Origin of the sequence: Microbacterium sp. 5K110 (genome assembly GCF_005774735.1) — a bacterium.
GTDB lineage: Bacteria > Actinomycetota > Actinomycetes > Actinomycetales > Microbacteriaceae > Microbacterium.
In genome coordinates this window covers 1-16,260 of the sequence record NZ_VBUM01000086.1, presented here as the reverse complement: position 1 = coordinate 16,260, position 16,260 = coordinate 1, and the positions used below count along the sequence as shown (strand labels likewise).

Sequence of the window (16,260 nt, the reverse complement as noted above, 5' to 3'; positions counted from 1 at the left end):
CCCCGGATCCGCTCGCGGGGCTCAGCCTCGAGGACCGGGTCGGGCAGATGTTCATGGTCGGGACGTCGGTGGACGGCGCCGACCCGATCACGCTGGCCGCGGTCCGCGACGACCACGTCGGCGGGATCTTCCTGCACGGCCGCTCCGACGCGGGCGTGCAGCCCACCGCCGATCTCGTGAGCGGCTTCACCTCGGTCGTCGCGCCGGGCGGCCCCGAACTGTGGGTCGCGACCGACCAGGAGGGCGGAGACGTCCAGGTGCTGTCGGGGCCGGGGGTCGACGGCATCCCCTTCGCCCGCGATCAGGGCGCGTGGGATGACGCGACGCTGCGCGCGAACGCCGCCACATGGGGCCGGCAGCTCGCTGATGCCGGAGTGAACATGAACCTCGCGCCCGTCGCCGACATCGTGGACAGTCCCGAGGCCGCAGGCGACAATCCGCCGATCGGTCAGTTCAACCGCCAGTACGGCTACGACGGGCCGACCGTCGCGGCGAAGGCCGGCGCGTTCGCGCAGGGAATGCGCGACGGCGGGATCCTGCCCACGTTCAAGCACTTCCCGGGACTCGGTCGCGTGACCGAGAACACCGACACGCGCAGCGATGTCACGGACGACGTCGTCAGCGCCGACGGCCCGGACGTGGGCGTGTATTCGGCGGTGCTGCCGCAGGGGCCGGCGATCGTGATGCTCTCGACCGCGATCTACGCCCGCATCGACCCGAGCGCCCCGGCGGCGTTCTCGCCGACCGTGGTGGAGGTCCTGCGCGACACGGTCGGGTTCGACGGCGTCGTCACAGTCGACGACCTCTCGGCCGCGCGGCAGGTGCAGCCCTGGTCCCCCGCCGATCGCGCGGTGCTCGCCGTCGACGCCGGCATCGACCTGCTGCTGGTGTCGGCCGATCCTTCGGTGTACCCCGAGATGCGGCAGGCCGTCCTCGCTCGCGCGCAGAGCGACGCCGCCTTCGCCGCGAAGGTGGATGCCGCCGCCACCCGCATCCTCGCCGCGAAGGCCGCGATGCCCTGACGTCCCCGCTCGCGATGAACGCCGTTCCTTCGCAGAAACGCTGCGGCGCTGCGTGTTCCGGGAGCAACAGCGTTCATCGGTACCGCTCGGCCCCGCCGTCCCGGGATAGGCTGAAAGGCTGTGTCCGTCGAACCCGTCATCGTCTACCCGCCCGAGCTGCCCGTCAGCGCCGCGCGGGACGAGATCGCGCGCGCCATCCGCGACCACCAGGTCGTGATCGTCGCCGGCGCGACCGGTTCGGGCAAGACGACGCAGCTGCCGAAGATCTGCCTCGAGCTCGGGCGCACGTCCATCGCGCACACGCAGCCGCGCCGCATCGCCGCGCGCACGATCGCCGAGCGCATCTCGGAAGAGATGCAGGTCCCCCTCGGCTCGACCGTGGGGTACAAGGTGCGCTTCACCGACAAGGTGTCGGCCGACACCCGCGTGGCGCTCGTCACCGATGGCATCCTGCTCAACGAGATCCACCGCGACCGCCTGCTCCGTCGCTACGACACGATCATTGTCGACGAGGCGCACGAGCGGTCCCTCAACATCGACTTCCTGCTGGGGTATTTGCGGCGGCTCCTGCCGCAGCGGCCCGACCTCAAGGTCATCGTCACCTCGGCGACCATCGATCCCGAGAGCTTCGCGCGCCACTTCGCCGCCCCGCCCACGGCACCCGGCGGCGAGCCGGTGCCCGCACCGGTGATCGAGGTGTCGGGGCGCACGTATCCGGTCGAGATCCGGTATCGGCCGCCGGGTGGCGACGGGGACGCGGGCGAAACTCCTGAGATTCCGGATGCCGTCGCGGCCGATGCCCCGTCGTCTCGCGGCCCAGCCACCCGAGCGACACGGAAAGTCAGGAGTTCGGCCGTCGAGAGCGACGAGGTCGACGAGGTCGGGGCCGTGGTCGCCGCCCTGCGCGAACTCGATCGCGAGGCCGCGGGCGACGTGCTGGTGTTCTTCCCCGGCGAAGCCGAGATCCGGGATGCCGCGGATGCCATCCGCGGGGCGTACCAGAAGGATGCCGCGCCCACCGAGGTCCTGCCCCTCTACGGGCGCCTCTCCGCCGCCGAACAGCACCGGGTGTTCGAGCGTTCCACCGTCGCCGGCGTGCGCCGCCGCGTCATCCTCGCGACCAACGTCGCCGAGACGAGCCTCACGGTCCCCGGCATCCGGTACGTCATCGACACGGGGACTGCGCGCATCTCGCGCTACAGCAATCGCTCGAAGATCCAGCGGCTGCCGATCGAGGCCGTGTCGCAAGCCTCGGCGCAGCAGCGGTCGGGCCGCGCGGGCCGCACGTCGGCGGGCATCGCGATCCGGCTGTACTCCGAGGACGACTTCCTCCGCCGACCGGAGTACACCGAACCCGAGATCCTGCGGACGTCGCTGGCATCCGTCATCCTGCAGATGCTCTCGCTGGGGTTCGGCGACATCCAGGCCTTCCCGTTCCTGACGCCGCCGGATTCGCGCGGAGTGAAGGCGGCGCTCGACCTGCTCGTCGAGCTGGGCGCCGTGAAGCTGCCGGCCCGCGGCGACGACCGCGGCCCGCGCCTGACCGGCATCGGGCGCGAGATCGCGCGGCTGCCCATCGACCCGCGCTTCGCGCGCATGCTCCTCGAGGCCCGCGGCTCGGGCGTGCTGACCGAGGTGCTCGCGATCGTCGCCGGGATGTCGATCCAGGACGTGCGCGAACGGCCCGAGGAGCGACGCGAAGAGGCCGACCGCTTCCACGCGCGCTTCATCGACCCCACGAGCGACTTCCTGTCGCTGCTGAATCTGTGGGATTACCTGCAGGAGAAGCAGGCCGAGGTCGGCTCGAGCGCGTTCCGTCGCCTGTGCCGGAGCGAGCACCTGAACTACGTGCGCGTGCGGGAGTGGGTCGACGTGCACCGGCAGTTGCGCTCCGTGCTCGGGAGCGAGCGCGGCGGCGTTCCCACGAAGAACGATGTCCCGAATTCTGCTGCTCCGAGCCGCTCCGGGCAGCACCGTTCGGGACATGCTCCGCCAGAAAGGGGACGGGGGACGCGCGCAGACACCGAACCGCAGGGCCACGCACAGGGTGACGCGATCCACCGCGCCGTCCTGTCGGGGCTGCTGTCGCACATCGGCATCCTCGATCCGCGCACGGTGGCGCAAGCCAAGGACCGCAAAGCACCCGGCGACGCCCGGCCCACGAAGGGCGAGTACATCGGGGCGCGCGGGGCGCGGTTCGCGATCTTCCCGGGGTCGGGGCTGAAGAAGAAGCGGCCGTCGGCGGTCATGGCCGCCGAACTCGTCGAGACGTCGAGGCTGTTCGCCCGCACGGTCGCCGCCGTCGACCCCGCGTGGGCCGAGGATCTCGCCCCCGACCTGGTGAAGCGCTCGCTGAGCGAACCGCACTGGTCGAAGGATGCCGGAGCCGCCTCCGCCTACGAGAAGGTCACGCTGTTCGGGGTCGAGCTCGTCGGCCGTCGCCGGGTGCAGCTCGCGCGCTTCGACCGACCGCTGGCGCGCGAGATGTTCGTGCGGCACGCGCTCGTCGAGGGCGAGTGGGACCCGTCGGTCCTCGACAAGCGCCTCACCGCGTTCCTGCGCCGCAACCAGGAGCAGCGCCGCCTGCTCGAGAAGATCGAGGAGCGCGAGCGCCGCCGCGACATCCTCGTCGGCGACGAGGCCGTGTTCGCGTTCTACGACGCGCGCATCCCCGCCGACGTCACCGACGTGCGCTCGTTCGAGACGTGGTGGAAGGATGCCGCGAACCGCACGCCCCATTTACTCGACCTCCGCGAGTCCGACCTCACCGGCGACCGCGCCCAGGGCGATGATCGGGCGTTCCCCGCGCGCTGGCGGCAGGGCGACCAGACGCTGAACCTCGCGTACCGCTTCGAGCCGGGCGCCGACGACGACGGCGTCACGGTCGTCGTCCCGCTGCCGCTCCTGGCACAGCTGCGCCCCGACGGCTTCGACTGGCAGGTGCCGGGGATGCGCGACGAGCTGGTGACGGCCCTGCTGCGGGCGCTGCCGAAGACGATCCGCCGCAACGTCGTTCCCGCCGCGGACTGGGCCGAGAAATTCTCGGCCGAGCTCGCCGAGAAGGGCCCCGAACACGCGAACGGCCTGCCGAAGTCGACGCTCGTCGACGCCCTCGCCGCGCTCGTGCAGCGCGTCGCGAACCAGCGGGTGGGCGCCGCCGACTTCGAGCTCGAGCGGGTGCCCGGACACCTGCTGCCGTCGTTCCGGGCCGTTGACGCGCGCGGCCGCGCCGTCGGATCCGACCGCGACCTCGCTGCGCTGCAGCGCCGCCTCGCGGACCGCGCCCGCTCGAGCGTCGAGTCGGCGGTGACCCGCGAGCGCCCCGCACCCCGCGCCGCTGCGCGCGTCGCCGAGGCCTCGCCGGCCTTCTCCTCGCGCACGAAGCTCACCACGTGGGATCTCGACGAGCTCACCGAGGTCGTGGACACTCCGGTCGCCGGCGGCGTCGTCCGCGGCTACCCGGCGCTCGTGGACGACGGCGACAGCGTGGCGCTGCGCGTCGAGGCCACACCCGAGGATGCCGCGCGGCATACGCGCGCCGGCATCCGTCGCCTTCTGCTCCTGGCCGTCCCCTCCCCCGCCACGTACGTGCTCGACCACCTGACCGCGAACGAGAAGCTCGCGCTCGCGGCATCCCCGTATCAGAACGCGAAGGCCCTGATCGAGGACGCCCGGGTGGCCCTCGCCGACGACGTGCTGCTGCGGGAAGCGCCGAGCGGTGTCGTGCGGACGAAGGGGGAGTTCGAGCGGGTGCGCGATGCGTTCTCGGCCGCGTCGGTCGATCGGACGTTCCAGACCGTCTCGCTCGCGGCCAAGATCCTGCTGGCGCAGCGCGAGGTCGAACGCGCGATCAAGGACGCCTCGTCGATCACGCTGCTCGGCGCGCTCAACGACGTGCGCGGGCAGCTCCAGGGCCTGATCTTCTCGGGCTTCCTCTCGCGCACCGGTCTCGCCCGGCTGCAGCACCTGCCGCGCTACCTCGCCGGCGCGCTCGATCGCCTGAAAACGCTTCCCGACAGCCCCGGCCGCGACCGTCAGCGCATGACCGAGTACGAGCGCGCCGCCGCGGGCTTCGTCGAGGCCGGCGGCACGGTCCCGCTCCCCGCGACCGCTCCCGCGAACGTCGTGCAGACGCGCTGGCTGCTGGAGGAGTACCGCGTCAGCCTCTTCGCCCAGCGCCTCGGCACGGCCGAGCCCGTCTCGATCCAGCGGATCGCGAAAGCCCTCAAGGGCGCGTGAGTCGCCAAGAACTGTCGCCGACGACCACGCGGAAGCGACAGAATCTGGCGACTCGCGCGCGGGGCTAGACCCCGAGCGCGGTGCCCCACTCCCGGAGGAGCGACTCGAGGGCACGACGCTGCTCGGGGCGCAGTCCGGCCAGCAGGCGCTGCTCGTTGCGCACGTGGGCGGCGAAGGCATCGTCGATGAGGCGTCGGCCGGCGGGGGTGAGCGCGATGGTGCGTCCGCGCCCGTCGTCATCGCTCTCACGCCGGACGACGAGCCCGGATGCCACGAGCCGGTCGACGCGCTTGGTCACCGCACCGGTGGTCACCATCGTCGTGCGCGCGAGCTCGCCGGGAGCGGCGGCGAACGGCTCCCCTGCGCGGCGGAGCGCCGCGAGGATGTCGAATTCGCCCTCGCCGAGCCCGTGCTGCCGGTAGACGACGAGAAGCTCCTCGCGGAGTCGGTCGGCGACGCGATGGAGGCGCCCGATGACCTGCAGCGGCGAGACGTCGAGGTCGGGGCGCTCGGCGCGCCACTGCCCGACGATGTGGTCCACGCGGTCGGTGTCTGCCATCCCGCCACTTTACCTTCCACGGAAGATAATATGTCTTCCATGGAAGCGAATTGGCGGATCGTCGCCGTCACCGCGGTCGCCCCCGTCGCGTGGGGCGCCACGTACGTCGTCACCCGGCACCTGCTGCCCGCGGACGCTCCACTGTGGGGCGGAGCTCTCCGTGCGCTCCCCGCGGGGCTGCTGCTGTGGGCTCTCGCCCGCCGACGGCCGCGAGGCGCGTGGTGGGGAAAGGCGCTGGTGCTCGGCGCGCTGAACTTCGGCGGGTTCTTCGTGCTGATCTACGTCGCCGCCCAGCTGCTGCCCTCGTCGGTCGCGGCGTCGATCATGGCACTCGCCCCGCTGGCACTCGCCGGCCTCGCGTGGCCGCTCCTGGGCCAGCGGCCGACGGTGCGCTGGGCGCTCGGTGCCGTGCTCGGCTTCGTCGGCGTCGCACTCGTCGTGGGACTCGGGGCCGCGGGGATCTCGCCCGCGGGTGTCGTGGCATCCGGGATCGCCCTCGTCTCGTCGTCGCTCGGGGCGATCCTCACGACGCGCTGGCGCGACGACACCCCCCTCCTGGCCACGACGGCGTGGCAGCTCACCGCCGGCGGACTCGCGCTCACCGCCGTCGCGGCGAGCGTCGAGGGGCCTCCCCCGTCGGTGGATGCCACGGGCCTGATCGCCTACGCCGGCATCGCCGTGGTGGCGACGGCGCTGGCGTTCGTGTGCTGGTTCATGGGCCTCCGGCACTTGCCCGCGGGGACCGTCGGCCTCATCGGGCTGCTCAACCCCGTGACCGGGGTACTGCTCGGCCTCGCCGTCGGGGGCGAGTCCCTCGCGATCGGGCAGCTCGTCGGCATCGTCGCGGTGCTCGCCGCGATCGCGGTGTCACGACCGGGGCGGATACAGGCCCCGGCGACGTGACCGGGGCGGATCCGCGCCGCGGAGGAATGACGAGGGCCGCGGCGCACTCCGCCCCGGCCCTCGTCTCGCTTGCGGTCAGGACGCGCGCAGGGTGACCGATCCGAGAGCGGTCTGCACGTCGACGCGCGGGGTCGCCGTCGACGAGGTCTCGAGTGCGCTGTCGAGCGACCCGGGGCCGTCGTGGATCACGCGGTAGGTGTCCTCCGGCAGAGTGAGGTCCACCGACCCGGCGGTCACGTCGATCGTCGTGCGGGTCGGGGTCGAGCCGGTCAGCGTGGCCGTGAGGTCGCCGCCGGCGAGCTCGAACGCCGCGGTATCCACGTCGGAGACGTCTGCCGACGCGGAACCGCCCGCGACGGACAGGTCGAGCGAGCGAGCATGCCCCGACAGTGTCGCCGTGCCGCCGCTGAGCTTCACCGACACGGCGCCGAAGTCACCCGTCGCGTCGAGGCTGCCGCCGGTCACGTCGATGCGAGCATCCACACCCGAGCGGACGAGCGACTGCGGGAGAGTGAGCGTCGCCGAGGCTCCGCCGCTCCAGCTTCGGAACCCGCGATCGGGAGAGCTGACGTGCAGAGTGTCTCCGCGCCGTTCGAGGGTCCAGACCCCCGCGCCGTCGCCGTCGAGCTGCGCCTCGCTCACGTCGCCGTACTCGACGCTCAGCGCGCCGCCGGTCACGTCGATATCGAGGTCGCGGACGCCGCGCGTCTCGCTCTGCTGCACAGAGGCTCCGCTCGCGTTGCCGCGCATCACGCCGATCGCGGACAGCCCGCTCGATCCGAGCGTGCCCAGGATCGCGCATCCGCCGATGACGATCGTGACGATCGAGACGGCGAGGGCGGCCGTCGACCGGCGGCGCGGAGTGGGCGCCGGGGCGGGCGGCGGAGTCGGGTCGAGGGGGGTCTGAACGGTCATGAGGACGCTCCGGTGGTGTCGTGTCCCAAGTGGACCAGGGCGGCGATGACGCGGCGATTGCCCGTCTCGTCCTGCTCGAGGCCGAGCTTGGTGAAGATGGCGGTGATGTACTTCTCGACGCTCGCGGCCGAGACGAACAGCGACTGGGCGATGGCCTGATTGGAGCGTCCCTCGGCGATCAGCGCGAGAACGGCCCGCTCCCGCTCGGTGAGGGACTGCAGCCGATCGTCGCGTCGCCGGCGGGCCAGCAGCTGGCCCACCACCTCGGGGTCGAGGATCGTCGCGCCGTCGGCGATCCGCGCGACCGCCTCGAGGAACTCGCGCACGTCGGCGACGCGGTCCTTGAGGAGATAGCCGAGCGAGCCCTGCCCGTCGGCGATCAAGTCGCTCGCGTACCGCTCCTCGACGTACTGCGACAGCACGAGGACGGCGAGACCGGGATGCCGAGAACGCAACGCGATCGCGGCGCGGATGCCCTCGTCGGTCCACGTCGGCGGGAGCCGCACGTCCAGGACGCACAGGTCGGGAGCGCCGTCGGCGACGGCCTCGTCGAGCCCTGTCGTGTCGGACAGCGCCGCAACGACCTCGTGTCCGTCGTCCGCGAGCAGGCGCACGAGCCCCTCGCGCAGCAGGACCGAGTCCTCGCAGATCAGGATGCGCACGGGACCGTCACCTCCACCGACGTGGGCCCGCCCTGCGGGCTCTCCAGGCGGACGGTGCCGCCGGCGGCCGTGACGCGATTGACGATGCCGTCGAGCCCGCCGCCGGGGACCACGCGGGCACCGCCGAGACCGTCGTCCTCCACCCGCGCCCACAGCGCGCCGTCGTCGCGCACCCGCACGTCCACGCGGCACGTCGATGCCCGCGAATGCTTGGCGGCGTTGGTCAACGCTTCGGCGATCGAGAAGTACACCGCCGCCTCGGCGGGTCTGCTGCACCGGCGCGGCAGCCGCACGTCGAGGGTCACGGGGATGTGCGACCGCGACGCGAGCGCTGAGAGGGCGGCATCCAGACCCCGGTCCTCGAGCACCGAGGCGTGGATGCCGCGCGCCAGCTGGCGCAACTCGGTGATGGCCGACTTGGTCGAGGCGTGCGCCTCGGCCACGAGCGCCTTCGCGGCCTCGGGGTCGTCGTCGATCTTGGTCTGCGCGAGACCCAGTGTCATCCCGATCGACACGAGCCGCGGCTGGACGCCGTCGTGCAGGTCGCGTTCGATCCGGGTGCGCTCCACCTCGGCGGCGCGGACGGCGCCGGCTCGGCGGGTATCCGACGTGCGCGCCTGCTCCTCGAGCTGCGCTTCGCGGGAGGGCACGAGAATGGCCCGGGTGAGGACGCCGTGCAACAGCGCGAGCCCGAAGACACCCGCGACCGCGAGGAGCGCGCCGACAGCACCGAGGATCGGGGCGCCGGCGCCGCTGAGCAGAGCGGCACCGAAGAAGCCGGTGTGCGACCACCCGAACAGGGGGCTGAACGCGAGCGCGATGCCCCACGACACGACCCCGACGAGGAACAGCACGATCAGGCCGAGCACGGTCGACACGCTGAAGGATGCCACCGCGCGCCACTGGCGCGGCTCGATGGCCTGCAACCAGATCGTGTGGAGGACGCCGACGAAACCGGTGCGGTCGCTGCGGCGGATCCGCACGGGCGGGAGGTCGAAGCCGTACAGCCCCTCGAGCCGTGCCTGCTCGAACCACGCCACGCCGAAGAGCGCGTAGACGAGACCGACGAGCACGACCGCTCCGATCAGCAGCGCGAAGAGCAGGCCGACGCCGGCGCCGAGCATGCCGAAGAGCACGCCGAAGATGCCGGGACCGATGAGCCCGAGCGCCGCCAGCTGGGCGGCGGCGCCCCAGACCTGGCCGGGAGACGTGACGCGCGCCTTCGCGGGCGCGGGAGCGGTCGCGCCCGGGGGCGACGGGAGCGCGGGCGGCGGAGGAGGAAGGACGGATGCCGTGGTCATGTGTTCCACGGTAGGACCGGGCCGCGCGCCGGTCAGCCCGGGCAACCCTCGCCGTGATTCGGGTTTTCCCGAATCGGGCGGCTCACAGCTCGCCCGCGTCCAGCCAGCCGCTCCCGAGGAACACCGCCTGGACCTCCGGCCGCCGCACCACCGCGGCCTCCAGCGCCGGCCCGGCGGAGGAGGCTTGACCCGTCAACGCCGCCGCGACCGCGTCCGCCACCGTCGGGGCGACGAGACGTGTGTCGACGAACACGGTCGCCTCCACGACACCGTCGCGCAGGGCCCGCACCGTCGCGGTGTCGCCCCCGGACCCGATGACGACCGGTGCCGGGACGGCGTCGTCCGCATCCGGGGACGGGCTCGGCGAGGGCGAGGCGTCCGGATCGGGCGTGGTGAGCGCGGTGACCACGCCACGGGTCACCGCGTCGCCGAGGGCCAGTATCGCCGTGGGGCGCTCCTCCTCCCCCACCATCTCCCGCGCACGGTCCTCGGCAGCGGACTCGACGCCCGCAGCCTCGTCGGCGACGGCGGCATCGGCGAAATCCGCCCCGGTGAGCAGGGTGACGGTGCCGGCGGCGACCGCGGGCGCCAGCGCCTCGATCGCCGCGGCGTGGCGCGCGGCGGCATCCGGATCCTCGGTCGCGCCGGCGAGCACCGCGACCGTCGCGGGCGCCGTCCCCAGGTCGTCGAGGAGCGCCTCGGCCTGCGCGCGTCCGACCTCGGCGGGGTCGACGGCGACGAACGCTCCCGCGCCGTCGAGATCGCGGGCGACCGCCACGACCGGGACGTCCTCGGCCGCCGCGGCCTCGCGGGCAGCGGCCAGCGCATCGAGGGAGACGGGGACGAGGACCACGGCATCCTCGCCCTTGGTGATCATGTTCTGCGCCTGCGACACCTGCGTCCGGGTGTCGGCGGCGGCGAACTGCAGGTCGACGCGGTACCCCCGCTCGCGCAGCTCCGAGGACAGCGCGTCACCCGCGCGCACCCAGGCCAGGTCGTCGGCACTCGGAAGCGTCACGCCGACGACTCCGGCTCCGTCGCTCGTTCCGGTGGTGCGGGCGGTGCTCGCGCTGCAGCCCGTCAGCGCCAGAACGGCGACGAGGGCCGCCGCACCGAACGAACGGGGAATCGAGCCGAGGATCACCCGCTCCATCCTGCCCCAGACACGACGGATGCCCCGCCGCACGAGGCGACGGGGCATCCGAGGGACGGGACGGATCAACCGCGCGTGCGGTTCTTGTTCCACACGTCGAAGGCCACGGCCAGCAGCAGCACGAGACCCTTGATGAACTGCTGCACGTCGGTCGAGATGCCCATGAGCGACATGCCGTTGTTGAGCACACCCATGACAAGACCACCGGCGATCGCACCGACCACGCGGCCGACACCCCCCTGGACGGCGGCGCCACCGATGAACGACGCCGCGATGGCATCCAGCTCGAACAGGTTTCCCGCACCCGGACCGGCCGAGTTCAGTCGGCCCGTGAAGACGATGCCCGCGAGAGCGGCCAGCACGCCCATGTTGACGAAGAGAAGGAAGTCGACGCGACGGGTGTTGATGCCCGACAGCTTCGCGGCGGTGCGGTTGCCACCGATCGCGTAGATGTGACGGCCGAAGACGCTCCGGCTCATGACGGTCGAGTACCCGATGATCAGGATCGCGAGCACGACGAGAACGATCGGCGTGCCGCGCGAACCGGGCGCGACGCCCAGCAGGTAGGTCAGGTACGCGATGAGTGCGCCGCCGCCGATGATCTTGAACAGGAACCACACCCGCGGCTCGGTCTGCAGCTCGAGCGCCGCGCGCTTGGCGCGCTGACGGACCTGCGAGAACACGAACAGCACGAGGGTCAGGGCACCCAGCGCCACGGTGATCCACTCGGCGGGCGACGTCGCCGCCGGGAACAGGTCGGGGAACAGGTAGCCGCCGCCGAGCTGGCGGTACTCCGTGGGGAACGGCGTGATCTGTGTGTTGCCCAGCGTCATCTGCGTGAGACCGCGGAACAAGAGCATGCCCGCCAGTGTCACGATGAACGCCGGGATGCCCACGTAGGCCACCCAGAACCCCTGCCACATTCCGACCACCGCGCCCAGCACGAGCGAGAGCAGGATGCCGAGCCACCAGGGCATGCCCCACTGCACGATGAGCACGCCCGAGACGGCACCGACGAAGGCGGCGACCGAACCGACCGACAGGTCGATGTGGCCGGCGATGATGATCATCACCATGCCGATCGCCAGGATCAGGATGTAGCTGTTCTGGACGATGATGTTCGACACGTTGCCCGCGGTGAGCAGACGCCCTCCGGTGAGGGCCTGGAACAGCAGCACGATCACGATGAGCGCGATGAAGATGCCGATCTCGCGCAGCCGGGAGGTGAAGAACTGCACGATGCTGCCGACTCCCCCGGCGCCGCCGCCGACCGGGCCCTTGGGCGTGGCCGGACCCGCCTGGGTCGCCGTGTTGTTAAGCGCTGACATGGTCGGCTTCCTTCTCCTTCGTCATGAGCACCATGAGGGCCTCGGGTGTGGCCTCTTCGATGGGCAGCTGGCCGGTGATGTGGCCTTCGCTGAGGGTGTAGATGCGGTCGCAGATGCCGAGGAGCTCGGGAAGCTCCGACGAGATCACGAGCACCCCCTTGCCCTGCGCCGCGAGGGAATTGATGATCGTGTAGATCTCGTACTTGGCGCCCACGTCGATGCCGCGGGTCGGCTCGTCGAGGATGAGCACCTCAGGGTCGGAGAACAGCCACTGCGACAGCACGACCTTCTGCTGGTTGCCGCCCGAGAGCTTGCCGACCACGACATCCACCGTCGGGGCCTTGATGTTCATCGACTTGCGGTAGCGGTTGGCGACCAGGTACTCCTCGTCGCCGTCGACCCAGCCGCGCTTGGCCAGCTTGCGCATGCCCGCGAGCGAGATGTTGCGCTTGATCGTGTCGATGAGGTTGAGCCCGGCGCCCTTGCGGTCCTCGGTGACGTACGCCAGTCCGCTGCGGATGGCGGCGGGCACCGTGGAGGTGTCGGCCTTCTCGCCGCGGATGTAGACGTCGCCCGTGATGCGCGAGCCGAAGCTCTTGCCGAACACGCTCATGGCCAGCTCGGTGCGGCCCGCGCCCATGAGTCCGGCGATGCCGACGACCTCGCCGGCACGGACGGTCAGGTTCGCGTCGTGGATGACCACGCGGTTGGCATCCGTCGGGTGGTGGACGGTCCAATCCGCGATACGCAGCACCTCGTCGCCGATCTCGACGTCGCGGTCGGGGTAGCGGTTCTCGAGCTCGCGTCCGACCATGCCGCGGATGATGCGGTCCTCGCTCGTTCCGCCCGTGGCGACGTCGAGGGTCTCGATCGTGCGACCGTCACGGATGATCGTGACCTCGTCGGCGATCGCCCGGATCTCGTTGAGCTTGTGGCTGATGATGATGCACGTGATGTTCTGTCCGCGCAGGTGCCGGATCAGATCGAGCAGGTGCTCGGAGTCGTCGTCGTTGAGGGCGGCCGTGGGCTCGTCGAGGATGAGGAGCTTGACGTCCTTCGACAGCGCCTTGGCGATCTCGACGAGCTGCTGCTTGCCGACGCCGATCTCGTTGACCGGCACGTCCGGGCTGTCGCCCAGACCCACTCGGGCCAGGAGCTTCGCCGCCTCGCGGTTGGTGGCATCCCAGTCGATCAGGCCGCGGTGGGTGATCTCGTTGCCGAGGAAGATGTTCTCGGCGATGGACAGGTACGGGCTGAGCGCCAGCTCCTGATGGATGATGACGATGCCGGCTGCTTCGCTGTCGCGGATGTCCTTGAACTCCACGGTCTGACCGTCGAAGACGATCTCGCCGCGGTAGTCGCCCGCGGGGTAGACACCGCTGAGCACCTTCATGAGAGTGGACTTTCCGGCGCCGTTCTCGCCGCAGATGGCGTGCACGGTTCCGCGCTCGACGGTCAGGGACACGTCGGCCAAGGCGATGACGCCGGGGAACTCCTTGGTGATCGAGCGCATCTCGAGGATGGTGCTCACGAGGTCCTCCTTGCAGGACCGGCTCGCAGCCGGTGGGGGTGAGGGAAGAGGGGTGCCTCCGCCGCGACCGAGCGGATCGGTCGCGGCGGAGGCGGTCCGGGAGGGCCGCAGCCCTCCCGCGGAGGTCACTTCAGGTCGTCGGCGGTGTAATAGCCGCTGTCGACGAGAACCTTCTCGTAGTTGTCCTTCGTGACGATCGTCGACTCGAGCAGGTACGACGGAACGACCTTCTCGCCGTTGTCGTACGTGGTGTCGTCGTTGACCTCGGGGGTCTCGCCCTTGCGGATGTCGTCGACCATGGTCACGGCCTGCTTGGCGAGCTCGCGCGTGTCCTTGAAGATCGTCGAGTACTGCTCGCCCGCGATGATCGACTTGATCGAGCCGACCTCGGCGTCCTGACCCGTGATGACCGGCAGCGCGTTGGCCGCGTAGCCGCCCGAGGTCAGGGCCGAGATGATGCCGATCGAGAGACCGTCGTAGGGCGAGAGGACGCCGTCGAGCTTGGTGCCACCGATGACCGTGAGGATGTTCTCCATGCGCTTCTGCGCGGTCTCGGGCAGCCAACGCAGGATCGCGGCCTGGCCGAACTCGGTCTGACCGGACGGAACCGCCAGCACACCCTTGTCCATGTAGGGCTGGAGGGTGTCCATCGCGCCCTTCCAGAAGAAGGTGGCGTTGTTGTCGTCGGGGCTTCCGGCGAACAGCTCGACGTTGAACGGGCCGGCTGCACCGGTCTCCTTGCCCGAGGCGTCGAGGACACCGAGGCCGGTCAGGAGCGAGGTGGCCTGCTGGACGCCGACCTTGTAGTTGTCGAACGTCGTGTAGTAGTCCACGTTCGGCGTGCCGTTGATGAGACGGTCGTACGCGATGACCGGGATCTTCGCGTCAGCGGCCTGCTGCAGCACGTCGGTGAGCGTGGTGCCGTCGATCGAGGCGACGATCAGGGCCTTGGCGCCCGAGGTGATCATGTTCTCGATCTGCGAGACCTGGGTGGGGATGTCGTCGTTGGCGTACTGCAGGTCGACCTGGTAGCCGAGGTCCTCGAGCTGCGACTTGACGTTGTTGCCGTCGGCGATCCACCGCTCCGACTGCTGCGTCGGCATCGCGACACCGATGATGCCACCGGCCTCCGCCGAGTCGCCGCTGCCGCTGCCGGTGCGGTCGCCCGCGCAGCCCGCGAGGCCGATGCCGAGCGCGAGGACGCCCGCTCCCGCGACCGCCTTGAGCATGCTGTGCTTGTTCACTCTGGTTCCCTTCGTTGGGTTTGATGTCACGGTCTCTCCGCGCGGAGCCCACCGCTGCAGCGCGGACGGCACGCCGACACGCGTCCGATGGGGCGAAACGAGGCCGGTCGGCGGCGCGGTTACGCGTCGTTCGAAACGTCTTCGTCTCGACGGAGTCGCTCCGCAGCGAGTCCCGTCGGCGTGGTGTGGCAGTCATGTGACCGTTCACATTGTGTGTGTGATGCTACCCCGCGCATCGCCGCCGCTGTCAAGTCCCGCTGCGTTCGCAGACCAGGCGTTGCCAAACCGTGACGTGATCAGCGACTCGGCGGAGCGGTCGACGACCGCACGATGAGGCGCAGGTGGTCGGGCTCGGGCATGGTCTCACCGTCGCGAGAGACTCCCAGGTCACCGAGCAGATCCCAGACGGCACGCTGCCCGATGCCGGTGAAGTCCTGGCGCACCGTCGTCAGCGGCGGCCACAGGTGCGCCGCCTCCGGGACGTCGTCGAATCCGACCACCGACACGTCCTCGGGGACGGATCTGCCGATCGCGCGGACGGCGTGCATGAACCCCAGCGCCATGTGGTCGTTGCCGGCGAACACCGCCGTGGCATCCTCGGTGCGGAGCAGCTCGAGCCCGGCCTCGAAGCCGAACTGCGCGGTCCAATCACCCAGGATCGGGGGGCGCGGCGTCAGATCCTGCGCGTCCATCTCGGCCAGGTACCCCCGCATGCGATGGTCGGCCTCCAGCCAGTCACGGGGACCGGCGATGTGCAGGATGCGGGAATGCCCGAGCTCGACGAGATGCCGCACCGCCGCGCGCGCACCGGCGACCTGGTCGTTGAACGTCGCGGCCGGGGTCGCCGGGCCCGTCGACGAGACGATGCGCACCGGTACCGGCAACTGCATCTCGTCGAGGATGGGCACGACGCGGGTCTGCGGGGCCACCGCGATGAGCCCTTCGATGGACTGCTGGACGAGGTGGTCGATCGAGGCCCGCACGTCGTCCGGGGCGCTCGTGCCGAGGTTGGTCAGCGTCATCCGGTACCCCGCCCGGCGCGCCGCCGATTCCACCGCCTGCACCATCGCCGAGACGCCGTGCGTGGTCGTGCGCGGCCCCAGGACGCCGATGAGCCGCGTCCGACTGGTGGCCAGGGCGCGCGCGGCCTGGTTCGGGACGAATTTCAGCTCCGCGATCGCCGAGCGCACGCGCGCCGCGGTCTCGGGGCGCAGCTGAGGGCTGTTGTTGATCACCCGTGAGACGGTCTGGTAGGACACCCCAGCCAGACGCGCCACGTCGCGGATGCTCGGGGCCTTGGCCGCGGCATCCGGGATGTCGGTGTCGGTCATCGATTTCGCCTCTTTGCGTCGCCGATCGATTCGTGACCGGTCACACGAGGATAACCGACGTGCTGCTCCCCC

At 71.0% G+C, this 16,260-nt stretch carries 12 protein-coding genes; 3 read left to right on the top strand and 9 right to left on the bottom strand.

Annotation, left to right across the window (positions count from 1 at the left end):
* On the top strand, nucleotides 1-1,022 hold a 1,022-nt coding region (locus FE256_RS15055; RefSeq protein ID WP_138177275.1), incomplete at its 5' end, for a glycoside hydrolase family 3 N-terminal domain-containing protein.
* A 120-nt stretch (nucleotides 1,023-1,142) separates the two neighbouring features.
* The gene (locus FE256_RS15050) at nucleotides 1,143-5,261 is read left to right on the top strand and encodes a DUF3418 domain-containing protein (protein ID WP_138177272.1); all 4,119 of its coding nucleotides are present in this window, start codon (nucleotides 1,143-1,145) and stop codon (nucleotides 5,259-5,261) included.
* A 64-nt stretch (nucleotides 5,262-5,325) separates the two neighbouring features.
* Here FE256_RS15050 and FE256_RS15045 read toward each other — a convergent pair whose 3' ends face one another.
* Nucleotides 5,326-5,820 carry a MarR family winged helix-turn-helix transcriptional regulator gene (locus FE256_RS15045; protein ID WP_138177269.1) on the bottom strand — a complete coding sequence of 165 codons (495 nt, stop codon included), beginning with the start codon at nucleotides 5,818-5,820 and terminating at the stop codon, nucleotides 5,326-5,328.
* A 39-nt stretch (nucleotides 5,821-5,859) separates the two neighbouring features.
* Between FE256_RS15045 and FE256_RS15040 the strand changes: the two genes are divergently transcribed.
* Nucleotides 5,860-6,723 carry a DMT family transporter gene (locus tag FE256_RS15040; RefSeq protein WP_138177266.1) on the top strand — a complete coding sequence of 288 codons (864 nt, stop codon included), beginning with the start codon at nucleotides 5,860-5,862 and terminating at the stop codon, nucleotides 6,721-6,723.
* Between the two features lie 75 nt (nucleotides 6,724-6,798).
* Here FE256_RS15040 and FE256_RS15035 read toward each other — a convergent pair whose 3' ends face one another.
* The 8 genes from FE256_RS15035 to FE256_RS15000 form a co-directional block, all read right to left on the bottom strand.
* Nucleotides 6,799-7,638: a DUF4097 domain-containing protein gene (locus tag FE256_RS15035; protein WP_138177263.1), complete on the bottom strand. Its 840-nt coding sequence runs from the start codon at nucleotides 7,636-7,638 to the stop codon at nucleotides 6,799-6,801.
* Nucleotides 7,635-8,300, bottom strand: coding sequence for a LuxR C-terminal-related transcriptional regulator (locus FE256_RS15030; protein ID WP_138177260.1), 666 nt, complete (start codon nucleotides 8,298-8,300; stop codon nucleotides 7,635-7,637). Before FE256_RS15030 ends, FE256_RS15035 begins: the two co-directional genes overlap by 4 nt.
* The gene (locus FE256_RS15025) at nucleotides 8,288-9,601 is read right to left on the bottom strand and encodes a sensor histidine kinase (protein WP_138177257.1); all 1,314 of its coding nucleotides are present in this window, start codon (nucleotides 9,599-9,601) and stop codon (nucleotides 8,288-8,290) included. The genes FE256_RS15030 and FE256_RS15025 overlap by 13 nt, the downstream gene beginning before the upstream one ends.
* A gap of 82 nt (nucleotides 9,602-9,683) precedes the next feature.
* On the bottom strand, nucleotides 9,684-10,802 hold the full coding sequence (locus tag FE256_RS15020) for a substrate-binding domain-containing protein (RefSeq protein ID WP_138177254.1): 1,119 nt from the start codon (nucleotides 10,800-10,802) through the stop codon (nucleotides 9,684-9,686).
* 17 nt (nucleotides 10,803-10,819) lie between these two features.
* Nucleotides 10,820-12,082, bottom strand: a complete 1,263-nt coding sequence (gene mmsB / locus FE256_RS15015; protein WP_252371045.1) for a multiple monosaccharide ABC transporter permease — start codon at nucleotides 12,080-12,082, stop codon at nucleotides 10,820-10,822.
* Nucleotides 12,069-13,595: a multiple monosaccharide ABC transporter ATP-binding protein gene (gene mmsA, locus FE256_RS15010; RefSeq protein WP_138177279.1), complete on the bottom strand. Its 1,527-nt coding sequence runs from the start codon at nucleotides 13,593-13,595 to the stop codon at nucleotides 12,069-12,071. The genes mmsB and mmsA overlap by 14 nt, the downstream gene beginning before the upstream one ends.
* A gap of 143 nt (nucleotides 13,596-13,738) precedes the next feature.
* Nucleotides 13,739-14,842, bottom strand: a complete 1,104-nt coding sequence (gene chvE, locus FE256_RS15005) for a multiple monosaccharide ABC transporter substrate-binding protein (protein WP_138177277.1) — start codon at nucleotides 14,840-14,842, stop codon at nucleotides 13,739-13,741.
* A 311-nt stretch (nucleotides 14,843-15,153) separates the two neighbouring features.
* A complete protein-coding gene (locus FE256_RS15000) occupies nucleotides 15,154-16,188 on the bottom strand; it encodes a LacI family DNA-binding transcriptional regulator (protein WP_138177251.1) in 1,035 nt (344 codons plus the stop codon).
* Nucleotides 16,189-16,260: the final 72 nt, after the last annotated feature.